Origin of the sequence: Pedobacter fastidiosus, from assembly GCF_014306625.1 — a bacterium.
Classification (GTDB): Bacteria; Bacteroidota; Bacteroidia; order Sphingobacteriales; family Sphingobacteriaceae; genus Pedobacter; species Pedobacter fastidiosus.
In genome coordinates this window covers 1-25243 of record NZ_JACRYL010000032.1, presented here as the reverse complement: position 1 = coordinate 25243, position 25243 = coordinate 1, and the positions used below count along the sequence as shown (strand labels likewise).

23 protein-coding genes and 1 pseudogene are annotated in these 25243 nt (G+C 42.8%); 16 read left to right on the top strand and 8 right to left on the bottom strand.

Annotated features, from left to right (window positions below):
* Positions 1–374 precede the first annotated feature (374 nt).
* The 3 genes from H7U22_RS21630 to H7U22_RS21620 all read right to left on the bottom strand — a co-directional run bounded on the left by H7U22_RS21630 (position 375) and on the right by H7U22_RS21620 (position 6052).
* Complete coding sequence (locus tag H7U22_RS21630) at positions 375–758, bottom strand: hypothetical protein (RefSeq protein ID WP_187073428.1); 384 nt, start codon at positions 756–758, stop codon at positions 375–377.
* Positions 759–1236: 478 nt separating this feature from the next.
* A complete protein-coding gene (locus H7U22_RS21625) occupies positions 1237–3753 on the bottom strand; it encodes a beta-L-arabinofuranosidase domain-containing protein (protein WP_187073427.1) in 2517 nt (838 codons plus the stop codon).
* Between the two features lie 97 nt (positions 3754–3850).
* A complete protein-coding gene (locus H7U22_RS21620) occupies positions 3851–6052 on the bottom strand; it encodes a glycoside hydrolase family 2 protein (protein WP_187073426.1) in 2202 nt (733 codons plus the stop codon).
* Positions 6053–6607: 555 nt separating this feature from the next.
* Here H7U22_RS21620 and H7U22_RS21615 point away from each other — a divergent pair.
* Positions 6608–7390: an SDR family oxidoreductase gene (locus tag H7U22_RS21615; protein WP_187073425.1), complete on the top strand. Its 783-nt coding sequence runs from the start codon at positions 6608–6610 to the stop codon at positions 7388–7390.
* A 4-nt stretch (positions 7391–7394) separates the two neighbouring features.
* A complete protein-coding gene (locus H7U22_RS21610; RefSeq protein WP_187073424.1) occupies positions 7395–8318 on the top strand; it encodes a helix-turn-helix domain-containing protein in 924 nt (307 codons plus the stop codon).
* 422 nt (positions 8319–8740) lie between these two features.
* Here the strand turns inward: H7U22_RS21610 and H7U22_RS21605 are convergent, their stop codons facing one another.
* Positions 8741–9343 (bottom strand): FMN-dependent NADH-azoreductase, encoded by a 603-nt coding sequence (locus H7U22_RS21605; RefSeq protein WP_187073423.1) that lies wholly within the window; start codon positions 9341–9343, stop codon positions 8741–8743.
* Between the two features lie 217 nt (positions 9344–9560).
* On the opposite strand from H7U22_RS21605, the gene H7U22_RS21600 reads away from it, so the two are divergent.
* The 3 genes from H7U22_RS21600 to H7U22_RS21590 all read left to right on the top strand — a co-directional run bounded on the left by H7U22_RS21600 (position 9561) and on the right by H7U22_RS21590 (position 11797).
* On the top strand, positions 9561–9836 hold the full coding sequence (locus H7U22_RS21600; RefSeq protein WP_317173019.1) for a winged helix-turn-helix transcriptional regulator: 276 nt from the start codon (positions 9561–9563) through the stop codon (positions 9834–9836).
* A gap of 157 nt (positions 9837–9993) precedes the next feature.
* Positions 9994–10860 (top strand): SDR family oxidoreductase, encoded by an 867-nt coding sequence (locus H7U22_RS21595; RefSeq protein ID WP_187073422.1) that lies wholly within the window; start codon positions 9994–9996, stop codon positions 10858–10860.
* Positions 10861–10876: 16 nt separating this feature from the next.
* Positions 10877–11797 carry a helix-turn-helix domain-containing protein gene (locus H7U22_RS21590; RefSeq protein ID WP_187073421.1) on the top strand — a complete coding sequence of 307 codons (921 nt, stop codon included), beginning with the start codon at positions 10877–10879 and terminating at the stop codon, positions 11795–11797.
* Between the two features lie 443 nt (positions 11798–12240).
* Here H7U22_RS21590 and H7U22_RS21585 read toward each other — a convergent pair whose 3' ends face one another.
* The gene (locus tag H7U22_RS21585) at positions 12241–14217 is read right to left on the bottom strand and encodes an ATP-binding protein (RefSeq protein WP_187073420.1); all 1977 of its coding nucleotides are present in this window, start codon (positions 14215–14217) and stop codon (positions 12241–12243) included.
* A 408-nt stretch (positions 14218–14625) separates the two neighbouring features.
* On the opposite strand from H7U22_RS21585, the gene H7U22_RS21580 reads away from it, so the two are divergent.
* The 7 genes from H7U22_RS21580 (at position 14626) to H7U22_RS21560 (ending at position 20272) form a co-directional block, all read left to right on the top strand.
* Positions 14626–15027, top strand: a complete 402-nt coding sequence (locus H7U22_RS21580; RefSeq protein WP_187073419.1) for a hypothetical protein — start codon at positions 14626–14628, stop codon at positions 15025–15027.
* Between the two features lie 77 nt (positions 15028–15104).
* A complete protein-coding gene (locus H7U22_RS22925; protein ID WP_222621930.1) occupies positions 15105–15422 on the top strand; it encodes a carboxypeptidase-like regulatory domain-containing protein in 318 nt (105 codons plus the stop codon).
* 341 nt (positions 15423–15763) lie between these two features.
* Positions 15764–16555, top strand: coding sequence for a TonB-dependent receptor plug domain-containing protein (locus H7U22_RS22920; RefSeq protein WP_222621929.1), 792 nt, complete (start codon positions 15764–15766; stop codon positions 16553–16555).
* A gap of 24 nt (positions 16556–16579) precedes the next feature.
* Positions 16580–17041 carry a TonB-dependent receptor gene (locus H7U22_RS22915; protein ID WP_222621928.1) on the top strand — a complete coding sequence of 154 codons (462 nt, stop codon included), beginning with the start codon at positions 16580–16582 and terminating at the stop codon, positions 17039–17041.
* Between the two features lie 427 nt (positions 17042–17468).
* Complete coding sequence (locus tag H7U22_RS21570; RefSeq protein ID WP_187073418.1) at positions 17469–18506, top strand: SDR family oxidoreductase; 1038 nt, start codon at positions 17469–17471, stop codon at positions 18504–18506.
* The gene (locus H7U22_RS21565) at positions 18503–19324 is read left to right on the top strand and encodes a helix-turn-helix domain-containing protein (protein ID WP_187073417.1); all 822 of its coding nucleotides are present in this window, start codon (positions 18503–18505) and stop codon (positions 19322–19324) included. Before H7U22_RS21570 ends, H7U22_RS21565 begins: the two co-directional genes overlap by 4 nt.
* 48 nt (positions 19325–19372) lie before the next feature.
* Positions 19373–20272, top strand: coding sequence for an oxidoreductase (locus tag H7U22_RS21560; protein ID WP_187073416.1), 900 nt, complete (start codon positions 19373–19375; stop codon positions 20270–20272).
* Positions 20273–20605: 333 nt separating this feature from the next.
* Here the strand turns inward: H7U22_RS21560 and H7U22_RS21555 are convergent, their stop codons facing one another.
* A complete protein-coding gene (locus H7U22_RS21555; RefSeq protein ID WP_187073415.1) occupies positions 20606–20815 on the bottom strand; it encodes a hypothetical protein in 210 nt (69 codons plus the stop codon).
* A 463-nt stretch (positions 20816–21278) separates the two neighbouring features.
* Here H7U22_RS21555 and H7U22_RS21550 point away from each other — a divergent pair.
* Positions 21279–21598 (top strand): annotated as a pseudogene (locus H7U22_RS21550) (conjugative transposon protein TraJ); the annotation flags it as partial.
* Between the two features lie 533 nt (positions 21599–22131).
* Here H7U22_RS21550 and H7U22_RS21545 read toward each other — a convergent pair.
* Positions 22132–22563: a winged helix-turn-helix transcriptional regulator gene (locus H7U22_RS21545; protein WP_248284826.1), complete on the bottom strand. Its 432-nt coding sequence runs from the start codon at positions 22561–22563 to the stop codon at positions 22132–22134.
* A 72-nt stretch (positions 22564–22635) separates the two neighbouring features.
* Here H7U22_RS21545 and H7U22_RS21540 point away from each other — a divergent pair, with 72 nt between their 5' ends.
* Entirely contained in the window at positions 22636–23616 is a 981-nt protein-coding gene (locus tag H7U22_RS21540; protein ID WP_187073414.1) for a quinone oxidoreductase family protein, read from the top strand.
* An 80-nt stretch (positions 23617–23696) separates the two neighbouring features.
* Here H7U22_RS21540 and H7U22_RS21535 read toward each other — a convergent pair whose 3' ends face one another.
* On the bottom strand, positions 23697–24152 hold the full coding sequence (locus tag H7U22_RS21535; protein ID WP_187073413.1) for a hypothetical protein: 456 nt from the start codon (positions 24150–24152) through the stop codon (positions 23697–23699).
* 27 nt (positions 24153–24179) lie between these two features.
* Between H7U22_RS21535 and H7U22_RS21530 the strand changes: the two genes are divergently transcribed.
* Positions 24180–24386, top strand: coding sequence for a hypothetical protein (locus tag H7U22_RS21530; RefSeq protein WP_187073412.1), 207 nt, complete (start codon positions 24180–24182; stop codon positions 24384–24386).
* 424 nt (positions 24387–24810) lie between these two features.
* Positions 24811–25176, top strand: a complete 366-nt coding sequence (locus tag H7U22_RS21525; RefSeq protein ID WP_187073411.1) for a hypothetical protein — start codon at positions 24811–24813, stop codon at positions 25174–25176.
* Positions 25177–25243 lie beyond the last annotated feature (67 nt).

Here is a 25243-nt window from a genome sequence, read left to right as displayed (position 1 = left end):
CGGAAGAATGAAATAATCTGTTCAGTAAATGCTGTATCGTCACGGATGATTATTTTTCCTTGCCGCTTTTCTACGGCAATCCTCCCACAAATTTTCAATACCCTGGGGATAAATAGTCAATATAGGACATTCTGATTTTCTTCTTTCTGCCTTCAATCCCGTCATGTGGTTATTCACTTTTTACAGGAGTTTCTTCATGCCAACCCAGCTGTTTATTGGATTAAAATTGGAATATTATCTCTGAAGAACAGCGTATAGAAACTGGAACAACTACGGATGGGCTAGAGAATAAAAAGTATCACACACAAAGCCAAATATATTACTGATATCGCAGCAACACTGGCCGCATTGTTACAAATTCAAGGATCAAGCGGCTATGGTACCCCAATTGAAGCAAAATTAAAAAAGAAGTGTAAATAACTGCTCAAATAACTTATAAACCAGTACAGGAATTTATGAATATTAGGGAATGAATGGTTTCGGCTTAATGCGTCTATATAGTTAGGAATAAATAACGATGTGAAACTGTTTTGGATTACAATCTTTACATTATGTTTGGTTGTCCCAGCGTTGTCCAACGATGTCTGATCACTTGAACCGCAGGAATTTGTCTCTAAAGCCACTTCTTTTAAAGCCTTTTCGATCCGTTTATCCGCTTTGTCTCTTAGGTAGTCCAGGATAGGAATATCAGGCCATTTTAAAACTGAATAAGCATAAGCTATCGACGATGCAACACCAAAGGTTATGATAAGTGCCATATGACACCTAACTTAGGCTTTGCCGACTCCACCCAGCCCATAAACAGCCAGATAAATCGATAATGTATCATGTAAGCGGATAAGAAATCTTCATAAAGTGAAAAATCACATCGGCAACCGCTGCAATCCCTCACAGGCCCTTTATAATTTCATAATGCTGTTTTGATTTTGGCAAAGTTGGAGAATTGTTCTTTCAGACCTGTTACGATAATGGTATGAGGATTATTAACCTGTAGCGAAAATCCCTTACGTTTTAATAGATCAGGGCACCAGGGTACAGAGATGTTTAATTTTTTTGCACAGCTCATCATATATCAATCTTTCGAACAGTTATCCCAGATCCCGGTCGTATGGAAGCGTTGCGTTCGCGAGATATCAGGGAACCATAAAGATTATATTCCGATTTTTTAGTCTGGAGCAAATCTGGTTAAGGGCCCAGATTATCTATGATTCAATAAACATGCGAATAGAAAGGAGTCTACAGTGCATTCACCTCCAAATTATCCATTGTAGCAATTGCGTTGTAGACACGTAAACCAATATTACCGGATTTATACTCACCATCGGTAGCGGATATCAGCGGCTTGTCGGCACCACTCAAGAACACTTCGATATGGCTGCCCATTGCTCTCACCTTTACCTTATAAGTCTCGTTTATTTTCATAGGATATTTAGCTGTTTCAATTACCGTCCATTTATTGCTGCCTGATTTTCCAAGGGTGATGACCCCTGTTTGGGCATTTAGGCCTGCATAATAGCCTTCATACGCATCAGCGCCGATGGCTGGTTTGGCAGCACGGAAAATCAGACCCGCATCTCCTGCCGTACTTACGGCAATATCGGCAGTATAAACAAAGTTGTCAAACTTGGTGCCGGTGGCAATGACTTTTGGCCCGTTGGTTCCCGAAAGGCCATTATCGTTGGCGCCGGTATGGATTGCATTGTCCTTATAAAACCATCCGTTGCCATAACTGGTCAGGCCGGTAGCGGTATTGTTATCAAAGCTTTGCCTATAGAATGTTGTACTGTAGGCAGGCTTACCAATTATGGGGATGATGCTTACACGCAAGCTTTCGGATCCATAAGGAACCAGGGTGATCTGCTCGGTCGGTCTGGTAGATACTACAGGGCCAAAAGGTACATCGAACGCTGCAGTATTGTTATAGTCCATCGTCCAGGCGGGTATTTGTCTGGCACTTACCCTTAACTGCACAGGCACCTGCTCCTGGACAAAAGGGTTCTCAGGCATCGGGCCCTTAACTACCGTGAAATTTTTGGCGAGGGAACTGGCTTCCAGTACCAGACCGTAATTCCATGCAGAGGCAGGGATGATCTCGGTCTCGTAGAAACCTTTTACGGCATATTCCCTGACATTCTTTACCGACTGCTTAATTTTAACCGCATATACCAGCGGTCCCCGTTCAACACTTACCGCATTGCTTACCTGTGGCTTTACCGCCACCTGCATGGGGAAATGCAAACTGATTTTATCACCGGTCTTCCAGATGCGCTTTACAGTCAGGATCTGTCCGGCCACAACATCCGTCAGAAGCTTTCCGTTCAACTTCACCTCGGGCCTCGCGCACCATGACGGAATACGCAGTTTTAATCCAAAGGAGGCCACTTTGGTCAGAGAAAAATTCAGATCGATCTGCTCGTCAAAGGGATAACTTGTCACCACAGCGATTTTTATGGGTATGTTCTGTGCCACCACTGCATTCACTTCCATGGGCGCATAAGCATTAACGGCAAGGCCGCCATCCGGCGTTGCTACCCAGCTGTTCTTCACGAAATAAGGCCAGCCCATGTGCATATTATACCTGCAGCAGGGAAAGCCCGAGAACGGGCCCGGCACTATGCCGTTGCCATAATCCTGGTTAAACCCATGCCCGCCCGGCAGATTTTGCACCTGGTTGGGCAGCGTGTAATAGGTATGGTTTTTGAGATCGCTACTGAACTGCGCAGGCAGGGTATTGAAAGCCAGTTTCTCCAGCTGGTCGCCAATGGAGGAATTATTGTGGATGATCCTCGCGCCGGTCTCCAAACTCTGCATCCACTCCACTACAGTACAGGTTTCTACACCCTCAACCGTGTTGTGGCCCGACATAAATTCTGTACCCGAACCAATGCCGGTTGGCTGCCCGTTATCATTCAGGATATGTTTGATGCCGTTCTGCATCGCATCGGCATAATGTGGCGAGGGATCGACCTGCGAATATACGGCAGGGAACTTCAGCGCCTGGGAAACGTTCACCATATGTTTTGGCTGGTAATCAGGACCGTAGAACTGAAACTGATTCTGGTTGAAGATATCCGCCCATGGGTAAGCCTGCTGTTTCAGCTTATTGACAAGATCAAGCAGATAAGCGTCGCCGGTTTTGTTATACACCCACAGGACTATCTCCATATTGTCGCCCGCCCGGGATTTCCCCCATTCTTTGAGCGGATCCTTATCCAGGTTATCCAGCTCATACCTAAAATATTTCGACAGAAAAGGGATCACGCGTTTATCGCCGGTGGCCTCGTAATAACTTTGCAGGGCATACATAAAAGGCATGCGCGGCCACCAGTCCCTCATTTTAGGCGGACCGAACAAACCGTTTTCCTGCTGGTGGTCAAGGGTATAATCAATCCATTTTTTTGATCTGGCCTTCAGTTCGGCATCATCCAGAGTATAAGCCAGGGACACCAGACCCTTTACATAGTAAGGCACTTTTTCCCAGCTGTTACCGGTGCCGCCCAGCCAGTCTGAATTTGCGCCCAGGTTGTCGCTCTCGGGATACAGTTCCTCAGCCTCGCCGGTGAATCCTTCTTTCTGCAGCTGCAGCTGTTTTAACAACCAGCCTTTTGCCCTGATGCTGCCCAATGGCAGCTGTGCATACACATCCTGTTTGAGGGGCTCACGGTTGAATGTATAAGGCGACTTCCCATTCTGGGCAAATGCCGCGCTCACCGATAAAAGGCAGCAGACAATGAGTAAAGAAGAATATTTCATAAAGACCTGATGTATAAATCTCAAATATATAAAAACTTATGGATTAACCCAATCCGATGGCGTTTTAGTGAAGACTGTCAGCACGGCATCGTTAACCCTATTTCTGGGTGATCTGGTTTATGCCCACATCAATGACCTGGTCTCCGTACTCCTGGTGTCCGTGTACAGAAATCTGGTTTCGCCCACCTGTTATGACCGCTCGTTTTGCTTCTGCCGAAATAGGCACGATAACGTAGCCTTTGGAAGCACCACTCAAAGACGCGGCTAAAATGCCGTTTATGTAGATTTCACAGCCATCGTCATTATAAACTGTAAGCTGGAGCTTATCCCTGTCAACAGACGCCCCCAGACTAAAATCCTGCCGCAGCCAAATATCGTGTGTCGTCCAATTGGTACCGATCACGGCACCCGGTGCGCCAGTTGACCCGAAGCTGCCCGGCGAGGCCTGCCACTTACTGTCGTCAAAATCAGTGGCGTACCAGCCCTCACCGGGTTTTTCCAGCGAGTATTTCCAAATCACCGGTTTTTTGACCGAGGCGGGCAATAGCGTTTTCAGAAAAATACTGAGGCTGATCGTTTTCTGGTTGGAGGCTCTGATCCGAACCGGATCGCCCTTGACCACCGCACGGTCATAGGTCAGCAGTCCGTTCAGTTCTCCCTCCACATCTGTGATCTCCGTATAAACGGCAGCGCTAAGTCCGTTGTTTGTCTTGTATATTGCAAGGTCGGTCGCGAATTGATCATACAGAACGGTATATTTCTCTTCATTGTCCGTCATTACATAGGTATTGCCCGGACGCCAGACATGACCCGGAAAAATAAATCCTATACCGCCATACTCGCCACAGGCCAGTGTTTGGCTTGTACTTACCGGTACGCCCGGTGCCGGATAATTGTGAATATCCAGCACATCTCCCACACCAAAGTGCGCCCATCCGCTGCCCTGGTTGATCAGGCGCGTGGGGTCCAGCTTACGTACCTGATCAACATACCCTGCGGTATGGTGCTGCCCCTGTGCTTCATTAAAAATAACCCAGCTGACGATAGAAGGGGAATTCCAGTGCGTTTTGACCAAACGCTCCAGTTCCGAACGAAAAGCAGCGGTATCGACAGGGGGCGGCGCTTGACTGGCATAGGAATTGGCTGACGGCATATCCTGCCAGACCATCAGTCCCAGTTTGTCGGCCCAATAGTACCAGCGGTAAGACTCTACCTTGATGTGTTTCCGCACCATGTTGAACCCAAATTTTTTGATCATTTCCAGATCGTATTTTAGCGCTGCGTCAGTAGGTGCCGTATATCCCCCGTCAGGCCAGAATCCCTGATCCAGTGGCCCTACCTGAAAGAGAAACCTGTTGTTGAGGAACATTTTTTTATAGCCCCCTTCCTCGCCGACGCTGATTTTTCGCATACCGAAATAGCTCTTGACTTCATCGGTATTTTTCGATGCTTTTTTCAAATCAACGACCAGATCGTATAAAAAGGGACTGTCCGGCGACCATAACTTCGCGTGTTTGACAGGGATGGTAATTTCTTTATTGGTCACTACCGAGCCATCTTTCACAGTGACGACTACCGGATTACTGCCGGAACTGGTAATAACGGTGACCTTAACAACAGACTTGTCTATGTCCGGCACAATTTTGATATCATCGATATGAACGACCGGAACAGGTTCCAGCCAAACCGTCTGCCAGATACCCGTAACGGAGGTATAGGTTATACCACCGGGGCTGAGCGTCTGTTTACCGCGCGGGAAACCCCCATTATCAGTCGGATCAAAAACCCTGACGGCAATATCCTGCTCTCCCGAGTTTTTCAAGGTAGTCGAAATATCATAACTGAAGGGGTCATAGCCGCCGGAATGTTTGCCCAGACTTTTACCGTTGACGAACAGCTCTGCCTCATAATCCACAGCACCAAAGTGGATCAGGACCTTCTCGCCCTTCCAGCTTGCAGGAATTATAAATTTCCGACGGTACCAGATCACCTCGTGATGCTCCATTACACCCGAAAGCGCTGACTCTACGGGGAAAGGGACCAATATGGAGCCCGACAGTTTACCATTTGGCGGGGGCTCATTTCTGCCCGTAGCCGGCTGGTACTGCCACAGTCCGTTAAGGTTTAGCCACTTTTCGCGGACGAGCTGGGGCCGGGGATATTCGGGCAGTACGCTGGAAGGGTTCACGTCTCCGGCAAATCTGCTCATCAGCGCAGCCTGTTTCGGTTGCCATTGCTGGGCAGATAACATTGTTGGCACACAGGCAATGGCCGTTATCAATATTTTTTTAAGATTCATAGCTAAATCGGTCGGATCGTTTAAACTTCAAAGAAACCAAAAATTATCGGATTGCACACTAACTTTAATGACCGCCCGTTGTCAGCAGACCATCTATAAACAGGATAGTCCCACAATTATATCCCCCCGGCAAGCACCTTTGGAATCCCCTGCCAGGGAAACCAGAGTTCCTGCCTGATCCCTGGTTTGTTAATACCAATGTTCCGGTACTTCGGTGAGCTGGACTACCAAGTCATGAATGTCTTCCTGCAACACGGAACCTGCTAAGATGTTTCAGCCGCTACCTTTTCATTTATCCCGCTATACCGGTTTGCCGACGGAAGGCTCAGACAGTCAGATGTGCTCTCTGTGCATTTTCCCATGCAGGGCCATATCCGCCGTTATAAATCGCCTATTTTGTAAGTGCACAACCTTTGGCAGGTCATTTAACCATCATCCACAGATACAGACTTCAGATTTCCCGGCACTGTTGGTTTCGGTTAAGACAATCATAGATTTGGATAAACAATTTACCAGATAGCAGGCGACTTTTGTTCCATTAAAATAAATAGAGATATGGAACTTAAAAACAGCACCGTTCTTGTTACCGGGGGAAGTAGCGGAATTGGCCTTGAACTCATCAGACAACTTATCGACCAAGGCGTCAGCACAATTATTACTACCGGCAGGGATCTTTCGCGTCTTGAACAGGTAAAGAAACAATTTCCGCAGCTGCATACCTTTCAGAGCGACGTTAGGGATACGCTTGCTATTTCACAGTTGTATGAGGATGTCATAAGGCAGTTTCCGCAACTCAACATCATCATCAATAATGCGGGAGTAATGAGGGACCTTGATCTGTTGACGACAAACCTCGACGTGCATGAGATAACGGCGGAGATCGACATAAATCTCTCTGGGAGCATTAAGATGGTGCAAACATTTCTGCCACACCTTTTTAATCAGAAAGACGCTGCAATCATCAATGTTTCCTCCGGACTGGCCTTCGTCCCGTTCCCCGCATCGCCTATTTACAGCGCAGCCAAAGCGGGGATTCACGCCTATACACGTGTCCTGCGCTTACAATTGAGACAGACCAATATAAAGGTGTTTGAACTGGCTCCGCCCAGCACAGAAACGCCATTGTTGGATGCCTTTACCGGCCTAGTAGACAGTACCCAAAATATGGCGGTTGACAAAATGGTCAGTATCGCCATTGAAGGAATCTTAAATAATAAAATGGAAATTAAACCTGGCGCATCCAGAATTCTCAAGATAATGAGCAGGCTGGCTCCGGAGACCATCCTGAATTTTTTGGACAGGACCCTGCAAAAGGCAAGAACAAAAAAAGTACATTAGCAATATGACTAGCATTGTACCACTCCGGGTTCGAACGATTACCGAGTTCCACCGGATCACCGGACTCTCCGGGCCGCTGCATCCTTTGATCAGTTTGATTGACTATGCTGAGATTCGCCTGCCGGAGGAACGAAACGGGGTTAGCGCCGTATTTGATTTTTATTCGATCTCTGTAAAGCGCGGCCTCAACTTCAAAATGATATACGGGCAGCAGCCTTATGATTTTGACGAGGGTATAATGTATTTCCTCGCGCCCGGGCAGGTGCTGCGTGTAGAAGCTGAAACTGACTCATCGTCGAAACCTACCGGCTGGCTTCTTTTGATCCATCCTGATTTTTTGAGGCGTACCGCCTTATCAAAGAACATCAGGCAATACGGCTATTTCGGCTATTCTGCAAACGAGGCACTTTTCCTTTCGGAAAGGGAAGAAAAAAGGGTCGGCGACATCATTGACCATATCGGGCAGGAATGTCTGGCCTATACCGACCGATTTTCCCAGCCTATTATAATCGCACACCTGGAAGCCCTGCTCGGCAATGCCGACCGTTTTTATCACCGGCAGTTCATCACCCGCAACGTAACTAGCCACCGCATTCTCAATAAAGTGGAAAACTTACTGGAGGATTATTTCCTTGGAGAAAAGCATTTGAAGCAGGGAATCCCCAGTGTCATTTACGTTGCCGGAAAACTTAATATATCCCCCAACTATCTGAGCGGGCTGCTAAAAACACTCACCGGTTTGAATACACAGCAGCATATCCATGAAAAATTGGTGGAGGTTGCAAAGCAGAAGTTGTCAGCCACAGATCTGACAGTTAGCGAGATCGCCTACAGTTTCGGCTTTGAGCATCTGCCCTCGTTCAGCAAAATGTTCAAACAAAAAACCGGACAGTCACCGGTCGCATTCAGGCAGAGTTTCCATAACTGAAATTTTTTAGGCGTTAGACAGGAAAAACGGGAATACATTACAGCGCCCTCTGTGAAAATTCGCAAATGTTTCGGATCCTGTTACAGGACATGCTCAGGTCGCTGACCAGTTAAGGCCCGAAAGGTAATCGAATAATTCCATTGAGTCCTGATCCGGTTAATCTGGCTGCGCAGGAATTACGTGGCCCCCAGTCAATACAAATTCCAGCCGATGATGAAGGTATAAACTGCAGCGGATGGCTGGTCCGGTGTTACCGACATTTCAGCCGGCTATCAGTCATGCTGTAAATCGCCGGAGCAACATTTGAGATCGCCCGCGCCGTGTCATTATCTATTTAGGACAGGTAAAAGAGCAAATACCATCAGTATGTTAGAAGGTATTTGCTTTTTCGGGTCAAGCACTTATCTTTTTCATCAAACAATTTAATCGATCACTATACTATCAATAGCCCTATCCAAAGCATATTCCTTTATTACAGGCACTTTCAAACCTTCGGCGCGGCATACCGTTAAATCGGTCATGCCTAAAAAGCCAAGAAAAGCTTTCAGGTAAGGTGCGACAAAATCGTTGACCTGGCCCGGCCCTTCTGAATAAACACCGCCGGACGACATCGCTACGTAAACCTTTTTGCCGGTTACCAAGCCAATGGGTCCGTTATCGCCATAACCGAACGTTATTCCTGCCCTGGTAATGTGATCGATCCAGGCTTTTAATGCAGTGTGTATCGTGAAATTGTAAAGCGGAGCGCCGATAATGATTATATCAGCTGCCAGTAATTGTCTCACGGCTTCATCCGAGTACCTAAGTGATTCTTTTTCTTCGGCTGTAAGCTGATCTCCGGGAGTAAACATGGACCGTAGAATATTGGGATTTAAATGTGGTATCTCAAGATCAACCAGGTTCACTTGTTCGACCGTACTGTCCGGATATTTCTCCTGTGCCATTTTGACGATGGCATTGCCCAGTTTGATACTGTAAGACTGACTGCCCTGGATGCTTGATGTTAGATAAAGGATTCGTTTCATAAAAGAATTCAGTTTTGTATAAGCTTATATGCTCATATATTTGATCTCAAAGTTAGTTCCTTTAACTATCCCTAAGTGAGTACTTACCTAAAGGAAAGCAATTACTTTTGGGAAAGTGCCTATCTTTGACTATGAAGACAGCCGAAATTCCTGCTAAAAAAGAGTGCGACAATTCACTCAAAAATGTTCTTGATGCATTGTATGTGCTCAACGGCCGTTGGAATTGCCGGTAGTTTTAAGCCTGGTAAAAAAACCAAATCGCTTTAAGGAGATTCAAAACGAGGTAACAGGGATATCCCCAAAAGTACTGTCCAATGAACTAAAGAATCTTGAACGGAATGAATTTGTTAAAAGGAATGTGTATCCGACAACACCTGTGACCATCATCTACGAAGCTACAGAATATAATTTGACTTTAAAAAATGTACTGCACGAACTTGATGTATGGGGAGAACAGCATCGGGAGCGGATCAGGCAGTCTATGCGCAATTAAAATGGGGTTGGTATAAAAAGCAAGTGATTATTGTATTTGATAGTGGCACTTATTTGTCAATAATTAAAAATGTCATATTTGACTGCTACAAAGATAGATTTGGTTCCTTTTTGTATTTTTCAATGGTTGAATTTTACTAAAACTAAAAAAACGTAAAATGGAAAAAATATTAATAACGGGGGCAACAGGAAACCTTGGGAAAGCAGTAATTGAATCATTACTCAAAACTATACCTGCTAATCAGGTGGTTGCACTTACACGTGACAAGAACAAAGCCGCTGATTTGAAGGAACAAGGGGTTGAGTTGCGTTTAGGTGACTATGATGATATTGCCTCACTAGATAAAGCGATGGAGGGAATCGGAAAAGTGCTTTTAATTTCTGGTGGGAGAGCTCAGAATGGCCTGGAGCAGCATCAAAATGTAGTTGATGCCGCGAAAAAGGCCGGGGTAAAATGTATTGCGTATACCGGACGATGTCTAAAAGACAGAAACACCTTAGCCAACCACCTGATGAAGCGGCACTTTGAAACAGAAGATTATATAAAGAATAGCGGGTTAAACTATATTCTTTTCCGCAATATTTTATATATGGATGCTATGGTATTACTTTTGGGTAGAGATGTACTTGACACCGGCATCAATCAGCCCGCCGGTGATGGCGTGGCATCATATGCGCTCAGAAGCGATATGGGAGAAGCTATTGGCAATGTCTTAGCCAAATATGACTGTGACAACCGCATTTATGACTTTACAAATACTGAGACCTATTCTTTTTATGATGTTGCAGCGGCACTTAGTGACCTATCCGGTAAAAGTGTAACTTATAAGCCGGTTGAGCCGGATGTTTTCTTGCAAGCAGCTATCAAAAAAGGATTACCTGAGTTTGTAGCCAAAATGAGTCTTGGCTTTATGATCGATATCGAAAACGGTCAGGAATCCAAAGTCAGTGAAGACCTTGAAAATATACTTGGGCGCAAACCAGCTTCGTTAAAGGAGGGATTGAAGATATTGTTTAATCTGTAACATTTAATCACGTAACATGTTCGTAACGCCGCCGCATCATATCAAAACCATCGCCGAATATCATCGTTTCAATGAGTTACCCAAACCGGGACAGCCTTTAGTAAGTGTGATCAGATTTGAAGATATTCAGCGTATTCCTGATAAAGGACAGCTGAGTATCGTATTGGATTTTTACACCATTGCCTTGAAGAAGAACTTTAGCGCAAAAATGAAATATGGGCAGCAGGATTTTGACTTTGATGAAGGCGTCATGCATTTTATGTCACCCAGGCAATTACTTTTTTTCGATTCTACTACAGCAGATGACTTCAAGCATACAGGTTGGCTATTACTTATCCATCCTGATTTTCTTGGGAATACATCTTTGGCTAACAAAATCAAGAAGTACGAATACTTTGATTATCATATCAATGAAGCTCTTCATCTATCGGAAAAAGAAGAAATCATGGTTGCCGGAATTTTTCACAATATAGCAGAGGAATACCATTCGCGGATAGACGGTTTAAGTCAGGATGTAATCATAGCACAAATTGAACTGCTGCTTACTTATTCTGACCGTTTTTATCAGCGGCAATTTATCACCCGAAAAATAGCCGGTCACCGCATCCTTAACCGACTGGAAGCTTTGCTGAAAACTTATTTTGAGAGTGATTCGCTGAATGAAAATGGCTTGCCGACTGTCTTGTACATTGCTGATGCATTGAATATTTCGCCCAATTATCTGAGCCGTTTACTGAAAATGTTATCTGGGCAAAGTACACAGCAATTCATTCACGACAAATTAATTGAACTGGCAAAAGAAAAACTGTTAATGACAAGTTTATCCATCAACGAGATTGCCTATCAATTAGGCTTCGAACACCCCCAATCTTTCAGTAAACTGTTTAAGGCGAAAACAAAGTCTTCTCCCGGGGAATTCAGGCAGTCATTTAATTGAGGATAGGTGATTCTTTTTCGCTGGTTGCTAGCATCCCTACAGGCTAAATCTTTATATCTCTCGTTAAGTAGGAAGTATTAGAAAAAAGATATATGACCTAAAGGATTGCGATGCTTTAGGAATTCCAATTACTAATCTTTATGATATATTTCATAAAAGTTATTCGTAATTTCACTACAGTATTGTTCGGAAACTCTTCCTTTATTTAATATACCCGCCTGCTGATAGAAACCGTGCATTACTCCCTGGTATTCTTTATAATCAACCGCAACACCTGCAATTAGGGTTTAACGGCAGTCAGCCTCCAATATCACACAAATGATACTGTTTCAGTAAATTTCACCGTGGTTGAGTTTCGCTCAAAGATTCCCAGTCCGGCCAAAGAGGTTACCTGCTGGTAAAGTTCAAGTCGTGTTGCATAATCTTATATGATAAGTTTAAAATTAGGCCGGATCCGGATTCGACAAGGGTAGTGTAAAATAAAAAGTTGACCCGACTTCTTTCTCGCTGGATGCCCAGATCTTGCCCAGATGCATCTTGACAATTTCGGCACTAAGGTAAAGCCCGATTCCAAAGCCTGGTATATGCTTGGTCCGGTAATTTTCAACCCGGTAGTATCGCTCAAATATATTATCAAGATCATCTTTGCTGATCCCAAATCCCTTGTCAATAACACAGATCATTGCATCGTTGCCCTTGCGCTGAGCGGTAATAGTTATCTTTTTCCCCCTGGGTGAATATTTGATGGCATTAGTCAAAAGGTTGATGATGACAGATTCTATTTTGTCTTTATCCGCACTGACAAGGAGGTCAATGCCCGGCACATAAATAATTTCGGTATCTGTGGTAAACTTTACCTGTTCTATGGCTTCTGTAATCAGTTCGCCCAAAGAAAAACAGATCGTATCAAGATGGATCTTGCCTGACTGAAACCGTGACAGGTTTAAAAATCCCGTAATCATGTTGTTCATTTTCCTGACCTGTCTCAGCGCTTTGTGTATTGCTTCTGCCATAAACTCGTCCTGCTGCTTCCCAAGCCTGATCTCTGCCAATTGCAAAATACTGCTCAAAGAGGTCAGCGGCGTTTTTAATTCATGGCTGACAATTCCGACAAAGTCATTTTTACGGAACTCTTCCAGTTTTTCCTGGGTAATATCCAGAACAGAGCCTATAAAACGCGTGGGGTTATCCTGCCGATCAAAGTAAACCTTACCCTTTGCCCTTATCCAGCGTAACTGCTGATCTTCCACGCCAACCGTCCTATATTCAACATCGTAATCACCATTGCTTAGCGACCTGACAAAAAGCTTGTCAATAATATCTAAGATACGGTCACGGTCATCGCTATGAAGCCCCGTCACGAAATCTTTTTCATAGGTTACCTCATCATCATGGCTTATGCCAAAAAGAGTCCTGCACCGCTTGTCCCATTCCATTGTACCCTTTAGCAGGTCCAGATCAAAAGTGCCCAGTTTTGCAGCCTCTTTTGACAACCGCATTTGCTCCAGAGCTGCCTCTATCACCATCCTCGCACCCACCTGTTCGGTTACGTCCTGGCAAAGTACCATGATCCCTTTCTCGGTTCCATTCAACTCCTGGTAAGGTTGATAAACAAGGTTAAGATAGCCGTCTTTCTTTACTCCGTCCTCATAGAAAAAGTAGGGGTGTTCATAAAGATAGAAAGGCTCTCCGCTCGACATTACCTTTTCTAGGATAGGTCTGAAGTGTGGTTCCGCTTCCGGTATTATCTCGAATAGCGGGTGGTTCAGCAGCTGATCAACTCTCCGGTGTACCAGCCTGGTGTAAGCGGCATTGACGATCTCTACTTTCCAGTCATTACCCGTAAGCGCTATAATCCCAACCGTCGCTTCCCTGACCAGTGTCTGAAATCGCTGTTCTGAGGTAACCAGGTTATCTATCAGTTTTATTTTCTGGGTCGTTTCAGTGCAGGTCACAAACACACCCCCCGGTTTGCCTGATTCGTCTATCACCGGGCTATAGCTGAATGTCCAGTAGACATTTTCCATTTCTCCATTTCGGTATATGGGAAGCAGTAGGTCTTCGTTGAAAACCGCCTCACCGCCAGAAAGTACCTGATCGATCAGCGGCTTAATATAGTCCCATATCTCCGGCCATGCTTCGATGGCCCGTATGCCCAAAATTAAGGGATGTTTTCCCTCGTTACCCAGGCTTGGTCTATAAGCATCGTTATAAAAACAGATCAGCTCAGGTCCCCACCACAAAAACATTGGGAATTTCGATTGGATAAGAATACTTAATGTAGTTTTTAAGCTTTGCGGCCACTGCTCCGGGCTTCCAAGCTCTGTTGAGGCCCAGGGATATTCGCGGATTAGCTGACCCATTTCCCCACCTCCCTTAAGGAATTCGTATTTGTTGTCCGCTGTCAAGATTGCGCTCATTGTGTTAGGTTCGATAGGCTAAGATAAATGGAATTTAGAAACAAATATCGTATTGTTTAATGAAAATTAAATATTAAGTTATAAAGACTTACAATTTTAATCTACGTGATTAGATATGTTTGAAATGAAATACTCATAGAGCTGATCGGTAATTGCACTGCAAAATGCAGAAGTTATGTCATATAGGATATCGGTTGACAAATTCTTTTGTATTGAACATTAATAATAGAGATTGTGTATCATAGAAAGAAGGAATGAATTGTTTCTGGTTAATGCGTCGACATTGTTGGGAATAAAAAACGCGCTAAAATTCTTTTTGGCCTATAGTTTTTACATTATTTTCAAAATACCGCTGATAGGTCCAGATTAGATTATATTTTTTGACGGCTGGTGTTAGGATTACTATATTTGCGTAATGATAAGATTGGTTACTGCATTGTTTTTAGCCTTCTATTTTCTGGCGGGCAGCTCATCTTTCCGCTCAGTGATTTTTCGCTCATACGTGATCTCTCGGCGATGTACCAGTCATATTGCGAGATTAGGGTGGGTAAACCTGATACCTGTGATTTTGTCGGCGATTATCTATTGCACGGGAAGGAACTATTTGGCTACAATGACCACGACTCCCAGCCCAAGAACGGGAGTGCAATACAGTTCGGGCATCAGCCTACATTTTCGATTTTTTTCCTTCAGCATTTTTTTAGAATTTTTAATGAAGTAGGACAGCCATTGACCAGCGAGCCAGTTTGCCATGCCCGCTACTATGCTCAGGAATATCACCATCAATATTTCAGGCCGCCGATAGCCTAAAAGCTTTCCGCGCTCTTTTTATTCATTCAAGTTCTAAGCAGTCCATAGCTATGTTTTAGCCAATATATCAATATTTCATGAAAAAATTTTTTATGCTGTTATCCCTTGTGCTATCGGCACATACGGCATCGGCACAGTATACCTTTAAGGCGAAGATATTCAACGACCAGACAAAGGCAGTTCTAAAGGGCACGACAGCGACAATACCTGATTTAAATATCAGCATAAGCGCTGATACCAGCGGCATATTAGTTATTCCCAATGTCCCCAGAGGTAAATTCGAGATCGAGATCAGTTACGTGGGCTTTGGCAAAAGCGAAATGATCTATAATTTCCCTTTGCAGCACCCTAGTGACATTATTACAATCCGGCTGGAACCTTCAGCCGCGGAATAGGCGGAAGTTACCGTGCAAACCACCCGTACCAACCTGAACCTGGGGGATGTACCAACACGTGTAGACGCTTTGCCCCTAGAGGAACTGGACGAAAAAAGCATCATGAGACCTGACGATATCAAAATGTTACTGGGTGAAATTACGGGCATCCACGTTCAGCAAACTTCAGCGGTAAGTTCCAGTGCCAGTTTCCGTATCCAGGGTTTGGACAGTAGGTATACGAGCTCCTACAGGATGGGATCCTCTGTACGGAGGCCCTTTGGGTAACCTCAGCTTATTGCAGATCAGCCCGCTTGATCTAAGGCAGGTAAAGTTTATTAAAGGGTCGGCTTCGACCCTATATGGCTGAGGGTCTGGTTAACCTGATCAGCAAAGTTCCGGAAAAGGAACGGAAGTTGACTTTCCTGTTTAACGGTACTAGTTCCAAAGGTACAGATGCCAGCGGCTATTACAGCCAGAAGTGGAAGCATATAGGCAAGACTATTTTTGGTTCTTATGATTACAATGGCGCTTATGACCCGTCGAATACCGGGCTGAGCGCGATACCGCAAATGAAACGTTTTGCCATCAGACCCAAAATATTTCTTTATGTGGATGAACAAAATATGGGCTGGTTCGGGATAAATACTATTTATGAGGATCGTTTGGACGGTGACATGCAGGTCATTTCTGGCCATACCGATAATGTGCACCAATATTTTGAGCGAAACAAAACGTTCCGTTTTTCAGCACAGTTGTCATTTACCTATAATATAGATGAAGAAAGCAAAGTCAATCTTAAAAATACCATCGGATATTTTGACTGGGATTTATCGGGGCCGGGGCTTGATTTTAAAGGCAGTCAGCTTTCCTCTTATTTTGAGGTCAATTATGTACGTAATGGTGAAAAAGCTTTCTGTGTAGGAGGTGCCAACCTGATTACTGATTATTTTGCGGCAGATCCGCCGCAAAATAACCTGAAATATAACCAGACTACCATTGGGGTTTTTGTGCAAAATACTTACAAGGTCAATAATTGGTTCTCGGTAGAAAGTGGGTTACGCTTGGATATCAATAAGCCTGCACCGGCCGGATCAACCTCAGGCTTGTTTCTATTACCTAGAATAAATGCCCTTTTTAAGATAACAGAATAGTGGGGCAGTCATATCGATGGCAGATTGGGCTATAAAACGCCTTCATTATTTAGTGATGAGATAGAGCAGGACGACTACATGCACATCAAACCCTTAAATATCGGCAATACTCAAGCTGAACAATCCTATTGTTTAAACGGCGACATTAATTATGTTAGAGCATTAGGCGGTGAGGCGTTTATCAATATAAATCAATTATTTTTTTCAACAAGAGTTGACAGGCCGCTGATCCTGCGAGATAATAGTTTTACCAACGCCAACGGTTATTTAAGCACTCGGGGTACGGAAACCAGTATCAAATTGGTGATGGATGAACTGGTATTCTATCTAGGCTATACTTATACCGATACTAATACACATTTTAATGGGATAAGTGCGAGGCAAACCCTGACATCCAAAAATCAAATAAGTTTTGATGCGACCTACGAAATAGAAGGCAATTTCCGTTTCTGGGCTGAAAGCTTTTATACCGGCCTGCAATTATAACAGACGGCAAAAGGCTATTCTACCTTTGGTTTGCTGGCTCAAAAGATGTGGAGGCTTCTGGATATTTTTATGAACGCTGAAAACTTACCTGACCAGCGCCAAACCAGATGGAACAGTATATACACGGGCAGTTTGACTACCCCTAAATTCAAAAATATTTATGCTCCGGTGGATGGTCTGATGGTTAATGCGGGAATCAGGCTCAAATTGTAAAAATTATTTTATGGCAATACCTCCATTTATGGGGTATTGCTTTTTTTGATGATATAGTCTTTTCAAACGCTTTTGGTATATGATCTAACTTACGGATGTTTCAGATATTATGACATAGTATGAACCTTTAAATAAAGTAAATTTGGACTTCTTAAGAAAGTAGCGTAATCTTTTAATGACGAATTTTGTACCATATAAATTAAATGATAAAAAAATGGAAAATTCAGAAACAATTTTAATGACAGGTGGGACAGGCTTTGTTGGAATGCAGATCGTCCTCCAATTATTACAAAAAGGATATAATGTAAAAACTACGGTTCGCTCAATGAGCAGCAAAAATAAAGTTTTGGCCACGCTTGAAGCTGCAGGCATCAAATCTTTCGAAAAGCTCGATTTTATTGAAGCGGAATTAACAAAAGATGATAACTGGGCAGAAGCAATGAAAGGATGTAAATACGTAATAAGTGTTGCATCACCTGTGTTTTTTGACATTCCCAAAGATGAAAATGAAGCCATACGTCCGGCAGTAGAAGGAATAGTCAGAATATTGAAGGCGGCTAAAAATGCAGGTGTAAAACGAGTAGTAATGACATCAAGTTTTGGCGCAGTTGGTTTTAGCCATACAAATAAAAATACACAAACAACAGAAGCAGATTGGACTGATCCGAATTTAAAAGGGCTATCTACGTACGAAAAATCAAAAGGATTGTCAGAGCGTGCCGCATGGGATTTTATCAGAAATGAAGGTGGCAATTTAGAGTTAAGTGTTATCAATCCTGTGGCTATTCTTGGTCCTTCATTAAGTACACATATTTCGGGAAGTTTTGATATTTTGAAACACATGTTAGATGGTTCGATGAAAGCTATACCCGGTATATCATTGAACATTGTTGATGTACGTGATGTAGCTGATCTTCATATTCGCGCCATGACTGATCCCAAAGCAAATGGAGAACGTTTTATTGCAACAGCAGATGGGCAGATATCAATGCCTGAAATAGCAGCATTTCTAGAAAAAATAATGCCCGATGTATCTAAAAATGTTTCAAAGAGGTCAGTGCCTGATTGGATTATTAATATAGCTTCTTTGTTTAACTCTCAGGCAAAAACTGCTGCCATGTTTTTAAACGTAAATCGCAATGTGAGCAATTCAAAAGCAAAACAAATACTTGGTTGGAAGCCTATTGCAAATAATGAAGATGCTATTATTGCTTCATTAGAAAGTATGCTTAAATTTGGAATTATAAAATGATTGAGAAAGAAGAAATACATGCAGCGGAAATTCTAACGGAACAATTTATACACGATCATGTTTTTTTATATGTCAGTAGGGGAGCAATACAGTGCTATGATGGCAATAAAAATTGCACGTTTAAAGCAGGCGAATATTGCATTGCTCGGAAAAACAGATTAGCCAGGTATAAAATTGAAAGTGGGAAAGACGAATTCGAACCCGTAATTTTCTGTTTTGATGAAGCGTTTCTTAAAACCCGGTGGGAGAAGAATAAAAAAACAACAATAAAATTTAGGTCACCGGATACATTTGTAAAAATAAAACCTAACAAATTAATATCGGACTTCATTTTTTGCTTAAACCCTTATTCCGATAGTTCAGGAAAAAATGAAATTACATTTGAAAATGGGAAATATGAAGAATTGCTAATCATTCTTTTGAAAAATCAACCTGAACTTGCCGGGATTCTCTTCGATTTTGGTGTGCCTGAAAAAATAAATCTCGAAGAATTTATGAATCGTAATTTTTATTTTAATGTAAGCATAGGGAGGTTTGCTTTTCTGACTGGGCGAAGTTTGTCAACATTTAAAAGAGATTTTAAAACACTATTTAACGATACACCGAATCACTGGTTGGTACAAAAACGTTTGCAGGAAGCTTATTTTCTTATCGATAAAAAAAAGAAGAAACCATCGGAAATTTATCTTGATCTGGGTTTTGAAGCTTTGTCACACTTTTCATATGCTTTCAAAAAACAATTTAAGCTTACACCAACCGGATTGGCTGGACTAAAGAAAACAACTACCGTTAAGAGGGGTACCAAAAAAACGAATTAATAATCGCGTCCCAATGGTAATTAAACTAATAAATAAAGGCAAAGTAATATGTGGACGACAAAAGAAATCCCTGATCAAAAAGGACGAACTGTAATTGTTACAGGTGGAAATACAGGTATCGGTTATGAAACAGCACTAGCATTGTATCAGGCAGGTGCAAATGTAATAGTTGCTTGTAGGGATAAGGAGAAAGCAAAAAATGCCATTTCTAAAATGGAAAATCAGAAAGGATCAGGTTCTTTGGAAGCAGGTATTCTTGACTTGGCAAGTCTAAATTCCGTAAGACTATTTTCTGAAAGATTTATTGAACAACACGAGGAACTACACTTGTTAATCAATAATGCTGGAGTAGCTTCACCTCCAGCTTCAAAAACGACTGAAGGGTATGAACTGCAATTTGGTGTAAATTTTATAGGACACTTTGCACTAACGGGATATTTATATTCACTGCTTCAGGCAACCCATAGTTCACGGATAATTACATTGAGCAGTAACGGCTATCAAAACTCTACAATTGATTTTGATAATTTAAAATCAGAAAAAGATTATAATGCTTTGCGTGAATACAGGCAAAGCAAATTGGCAAATTTGATATTTTCAATTGAGTTAAACCGAAGGATAAAAATCAAAGGACAACAAGTATTGTCAATAGCAGCACAACCTGGAGCAAATAATACCGAACTAACACGACATCTAAGTAACGAAGAAATTGCCATTGGTAAGGAACGGCTTGGTGCATTTATGGAACCTTGGCAAGGAGCTTTGTCTTCTCTGTATGCGGCTGTTTCTAAAGATGCAATTGGAGGGAATATGTATGAGCCAGATGATAGTGGATTAAGAGGTTATCCGATTTTGGCTGATATGCAAGAAAATGCAATGGACGAAACAGTTGCAAAAAAACTTTGGAAAGTAGCGCAAGAAATAACTGGGATTGTATTTCCAGTTTAAGGTTTCATTTAATTAACAACCTCATTTTGACTACAATATTACGAAATTAGGGTATTGCCAAGAAAAACTCAATTGCTCATCTTTGTATCTCACATTTAAAACATAATATTATGAACAGAAATTAGTGAAAAACGGGCCTTTAGAATCAGCAATAGGCTTTCATTATCTTGTGCAAAATTCATTTTTTTCCTCGAAGATAACCAATGTCCGGTAAAGTGTCACGCGATTTACTTCCTGGTTTAGTGGTTTTTCAAGCTTTGACCTTGGCCTGCAAAAGAATTGGATGTATGACAAAGTCACGATGAGTATCACGGCTTCCTATATATTAAGAACCTAAAGCATCCATAATTCCTCTTTTATAATAATTTCTACAACGATCTTTGCTATTAAAGTTAGTGAAATATCCTCACTTTTACTAATATTTTCTTCACTTTTTTTAGCATTTTCTATGCTTTCCAACAGTGTATAATCCGTGAACTTTTCGGTCTGTCCTGCCGTTGGAATGCCGTTGTCAATCAGAATTTGCAAATCTGGATTGGTCATATATTTTCTCCTTTCGGTTGCAATATTCCCTGAAATAAAAAAGATAAAATCCCATATGGGAAAATAAAAGAACGGACAAAAAAAAGGGGTTTAGCATAGTATAAGCCTCGATCTTAAAATAATATATCCCATATGGGATTTTAAAATTTTCCGTGTTCGGCAATTTTGAAGCATTAAAATTCAATTGTACGACCATGAACAATAACAGAAAAATACCCGATCTGAAAGGGCTTAATTTCAATGGGACACCCCATGACAAGATCAAGCGTGTCCGGCAGGAGCCACGTTATAAATCCGGCAGCTTTTGCGTTCGTTTATTCCGCTGAACCCGCCGGAAAGCGAAGCACAGACCGCACAGAAAAGCGTGCCTTAACCAAAGGTATTTAAAGGAGTTTTCAAACAATTAATAAAGTATGAACCAAAGTTCAAAGCACTTTCGAAAGGTGCTTACTGGTGGGCAGCGAAATTCTGGGCAGAAAAGCAGAGCTATAACTTTCGTAACAGCATCAAGCAATGGCTAAGCCAAGTGCTGGAAGTGCTTTATGCTTCCGCGACCCTGTGTATCAATACCATTCGTACTTTCTTTCTGATCGTAATGGCGATACTCGGCCCGCTGGTCTTTGGCTTTTCCGTGTTCGATGGTTTTCAGCACACGCTCACCGTGTGGCTGGCCTACTTATGGTGATCGGAATTGTTGGTTACTTCTCGGTACCGAACTTAGCAAACTACGTGGTACATGCCGGGGGCGGCAATACCATTCTGCAACGGGTGAATACCATTGTGAGGTGTAAGAGTTACCGGCCTTCCTGGCAAAACCCTGTTACCGCCGCCCTTCGAGGAGGAACGAAGCATAGATATCGGCCACCAGGTGCATCACAAGTTTATTGTATGCGGTTTCAACACACCGCAAGCTGTCGTTTGGCATGGATCGAGCAATCTGGCCCAGGGTGGAGAAATGGAAAACGGATAATCTTATCGAGATCCGAGATCGGGATATCGCAACAGTTTCGCACTGGAGGCATTAGCGCTGGTTGACCATTTTCAGATCCGCAACAGATTTCCTGCGCCTGGTAAAGACGGAGTGGTTGACCTGAAAAAAACTTCAAAGACAAAATTAAAAGCCTATAATTTATATACCGATCATAATTGGGCTAAATCCTATTTTAAACCGGATGACCCTCATTGTGTTGATAGGGAGCTTTTTATCAGCAAGTAAATTACATAGATCAGATTTATTTACGACAGTCTGGTCGCGAAGTAACCGCACTGTTTATATTTATTAATCTTAGTTTAAATAATGACCCACGATTCGGGCGCTAATATTTATATTTGTTATCAACACCTTTTACTTCGTGCTGTAAGTGGTTTTTGTGTGCGAGACCCCATCTTGCCATTTCATCAGTTAAAGGCTTCAACGTTTTTCCATAGGCGGTAAGTTCATACTCAACCGAAACAGGTTTAGTGCGAACAACAGTACGCAATACTATCCCGTTAATTTCAAGATGTTGCAGCTCCTTAGAAAGCATCTTAGATCCGATACCTTCAAGCATCCGCTGAAGTTCCAGGTAACGGCGCTTACCTTGTGCCAACATCGCAATGATGATCACTTTCCATTTCCCGTTCAAAATATACTGCGTGTCAAGTATGGCCTTAAAATGGCGTACGCAGTCCGAATCCGAAGGGTCTTCTGTTAATTTATGTCCCATCATGCAAAAATAGGCACTTCCCTTTAAGATAGTGGTTCCCATTAGGGAAGTCACTCAATTTTACAATGAAGCTAAACTATTTTTGTGCCGTGTTAAACAAAATAAATTGTACAAATGAATCATCAAAAATCAACCGGTATTGTCCGTATAGAAAAACCAGGGCCACCGGAAGTACTGAAGTACGAAACAGTCGATCTTCCTGATGTAAAAGTAAACGAAGTATTAATCAACCAAAAAGCTATCGGTCTCAATTTTCTGGACATCATGTTCAGGGATGGCAGGTTTTCGATGGATGCTTATCCAGCAACGCTCGGCCTTGAGGCAGCCGGTGTTATTGAGGCCATTGGCACCGGTGTGACAGACTTTGCGATAGGTGATCGTGTTGCCTATTACGGCACTTCGGGTGCATATACGGAATTCAAGATCATTAATTCGGAAGATATTTTCAAGCTATTCGATGATATTAGTTTCGATCAGGCAGCGGCCACGATGATCAAAGGGCTTACCGCTCATATGTTGATCAAAGAAAGTTACCAGGTTAAGGCTGGAGACTTTGTGTTAGTACAGGCAGCAACCGGGGGTGTGGGGTCGTTATTGAGTGCTTGGGCCAGATCATTGGGTGCGAAAGTAATTGGAACTGTAGGTAGCCCCGGCAAAAAACAATTGGCTGCCAGCCGCGGCCTTGACTACGTGATAGACCTGCAAAACGAAGATTTGTCAGAAAGGGTAGCCTCTATTACCAATGGAAAAAGGGTTGATGTCGTATACGATAGCATCGGCAGGGAAACTTTCAACCAATTTGTGAAAGTTGTCAGAAAAGGTGGTACAATCGTGTCTTTCGGAGCAGCCACAGGCTGGCCGGAACCGGACAGGCACATGATGGAAGAAAGAGGTGTCCGCTATGTACAGGGAATTTTGAACAACTACGCAGGATACCAGAACAAAAAGAGCGATGCCGTTATCGAGGTACTTGAAAAAGTAAGCGAGGGCATACTTCAGGTGGAGCCAACAATCTATTCCTTGTCTGATGCGGCACTTGCCCACGCTGACCTTGAAAGCAGGAAGACCACAGGTAGTATAATTTTAAAGTCTTAATTTATAGTTCCTATAATTATTAATCTGTAAGTAAATCGTTAATGCCTTGTTATTATTTAACAGGGCATTTTTATGCATTTTTAACTCAGCAGTTCCAGCCGCCTCATTCCTCCATTCGGCCGCTTCACTGCATCTGGCATAAGTCGCTCCGTTCCGCCACCCATGCTGCCTGCCACTTTATAAGTTTTCTTAGGTGTTTGAAAACCCTGGTCAATAATTCCACCCATCTTTTTAGCAGCAAATTTCTCAACAATCCCTTTGACGTCAAGACCGAGCCCTACGGGTTTGCTCAAAAAAAATCTCCACCCACTCCGCTGCGCTACGGGGTAATATTTTTTTTGGCAAAGTCTTGCCTTACAAAGGGATTGGTTTAGGTGAGGGTGCTTATCAAAAAGACAGGAGGCCCCTGCCGACTGACCTATTAAAAAAGGAGAAAGCACCATGAAAACAAAAATAGCAAACAGCAGAAGCCCACCCACCGCACAGGGTAACAGCACGGACAAAACGCCCCACCTGAGCAAAGAAATTAAAATCATTATCAGTAAAAATTTAAAATCAAAATCATGAAAACTACAGTAATCGAATCAGCAAAAACAGCTAATAAGGTAAACAATTCAGCGGTAAACGTTAATGCAGAAAACAATGGTGCGCCTAAAACCAACGGTTTACCGTTGAGCGGGGAGTTTGACGATAAGCCAAAAGGCCAAACCGAAGCAAAGAAAGCGGAAAAACCCGCACCGACCGAACAGCCGAAACCACAGGAAGTGTAAAGAGTGAAACGGTAAAACCGCAAGCAGAACAGGCAAAGCCCGAAGCACAGAAAGCGGAAGCCGAACAACTAAAGGCAGATCCGAACACACACGAGATTAAAGCTGAAGCACCGCAGAAAAATACAGCGTGACACGTTGTTGGATACCATTGATACATTGGAGACCTTTGTAGTAGCGCAGATCGATGATGCTGACGAAACCGAAGCAAACCACTTTCAAAGTTGCGTTTTGACCATCGAGGACGACAAACGCAGGAAGTTCGCTACTAAATATCATGTTATCATACGGGCAGTAGTACAGTTTGTAAACAGCATGTGTAAACCGTTTGGAAGAGATCGAAGCAGGTATAACCATCCCTGCATAAACGTTAAATGCACCTGCTATTTGGCAGGGGATTTATTCCTTTTATCTAATCAGCAACAACATGGAAGCAGCATTTATAGACCAACTTGACCAAATTTACTGGCAGGGTTACGGGGAGGAATTCAAAGCAGACAACCCCGATGCCTTTTACAGGCAGTTTGCCGAGTTTAAAAACCAATATCATTTTATTATGAAATACGAAACCCTTTTTATTAGGGTTCTTGTGGCAGTCCATGCCGACCATACCAGTATTGCAGAGATCGTAAACGAGGTAGAAACCCAATCAAAGCTAAGTTTGACCGATACGGCAAATTTCAACATACTGGAAACAGAGATTTACTACCAAGAGTACGTAACATTAAAAATATCAATCATGGCACACAACGTTAAAGAAAAAATAAGGTTAGGATCATCATTAGGTAAATAGTAAGTTAATTAGGTATTATAATTTGTTATAGTCTTTTAGGTTATATAGCCATGACCGGTCATTATGT

What these genes read in the sequence shown, in the direction of transcription:
- H7U22_RS21630 (WP_187073428.1), bottom strand. Translation starts at nt 758, where the DNA reads ATGGCACTTATCATAACCTTTGGTGTTGCATCGTCGATAGCTTATGCT.
- H7U22_RS21625 (WP_187073427.1), bottom strand. Translation starts at nt 3,753, where the DNA reads ATGAAATATTCTTCTTTACTCATTGTCTGCTGCCTTTTATCGGTGAGC.
- H7U22_RS21620 (WP_187073426.1), bottom strand. Translation starts at nt 6,052, where the DNA reads ATGAATCTTAAAAAAATATTGATAACGGCCATTGCCTGTGTGCCAACA.
- H7U22_RS21615 (WP_187073425.1), top strand. Translation starts at nt 6,608, where the DNA reads ATGGAACTTAAAAACAGCACCGTTCTTGTTACCGGGGGAAGTAGCGGA.
- H7U22_RS21610 (WP_187073424.1), top strand. Translation starts at nt 7,395, where the DNA reads ATGACTAGCATTGTACCACTCCGGGTTCGAACGATTACCGAGTTCCAC.
- H7U22_RS21605 (WP_187073423.1), bottom strand. Translation starts at nt 9,343, where the DNA reads ATGAAACGAATCCTTTATCTAACATCAAGCATCCAGGGCAGTCAGTCT.
- H7U22_RS21595 (WP_187073422.1), top strand. Translation starts at nt 9,994, where the DNA reads ATGGAAAAAATATTAATAACGGGGGCAACAGGAAACCTTGGGAAAGCA.
- H7U22_RS21590 (WP_187073421.1), top strand. Translation starts at nt 10,877, where the DNA reads ATGTTCGTAACGCCGCCGCATCATATCAAAACCATCGCCGAATATCAT.
- H7U22_RS21585 (WP_187073420.1), bottom strand. Translation starts at nt 14,217, where the DNA reads ATGAGCGCAATCTTGACAGCGGACAACAAATACGAATTCCTTAAGGGA.
- H7U22_RS22925 (WP_222621930.1), top strand. Translation starts at nt 15,105, where the DNA reads ATGAAAAAATTTTTTATGCTGTTATCCCTTGTGCTATCGGCACATACG.
- H7U22_RS22920 (WP_222621929.1), top strand. Translation starts at nt 15,764, where the DNA reads ATGGCTGAGGGTCTGGTTAACCTGATCAGCAAAGTTCCGGAAAAGGAA.
- H7U22_RS21570 (WP_187073418.1), top strand. Translation starts at nt 17,469, where the DNA reads ATGGAAAATTCAGAAACAATTTTAATGACAGGTGGGACAGGCTTTGTT.
- H7U22_RS21565 (WP_187073417.1), top strand. Translation starts at nt 18,503, where the DNA reads ATGATTGAGAAAGAAGAAATACATGCAGCGGAAATTCTAACGGAACAA.
- H7U22_RS21560 (WP_187073416.1), top strand. Translation starts at nt 19,373, where the DNA reads ATGTGGACGACAAAAGAAATCCCTGATCAAAAAGGACGAACTGTAATT.
- H7U22_RS21555 (WP_187073415.1), bottom strand. Translation starts at nt 20,815, where the DNA reads ATGACCAATCCAGATTTGCAAATTCTGATTGACAACGGCATTCCAACG.
- H7U22_RS21545 (WP_248284826.1), bottom strand. Translation starts at nt 22,563, where the DNA reads ATGGGAACCACTATCTTAAAGGGAAGTGCCTATTTTTGCATGATGGGA.
- H7U22_RS21540 (WP_187073414.1), top strand. Translation starts at nt 22,636, where the DNA reads ATGAATCATCAAAAATCAACCGGTATTGTCCGTATAGAAAAACCAGGG.
- H7U22_RS21535 (WP_187073413.1), bottom strand. Translation starts at nt 24,152, where the DNA reads ATGATTTTAATTTCTTTGCTCAGGTGGGGCGTTTTGTCCGTGCTGTTA.
- H7U22_RS21530 (WP_187073412.1), top strand. Translation starts at nt 24,180, where the DNA reads ATGAAAACTACAGTAATCGAATCAGCAAAAACAGCTAATAAGGTAAAC.
- H7U22_RS21525 (WP_187073411.1), top strand. Translation starts at nt 24,811, where the DNA reads ATGGAAGCAGCATTTATAGACCAACTTGACCAAATTTACTGGCAGGGT.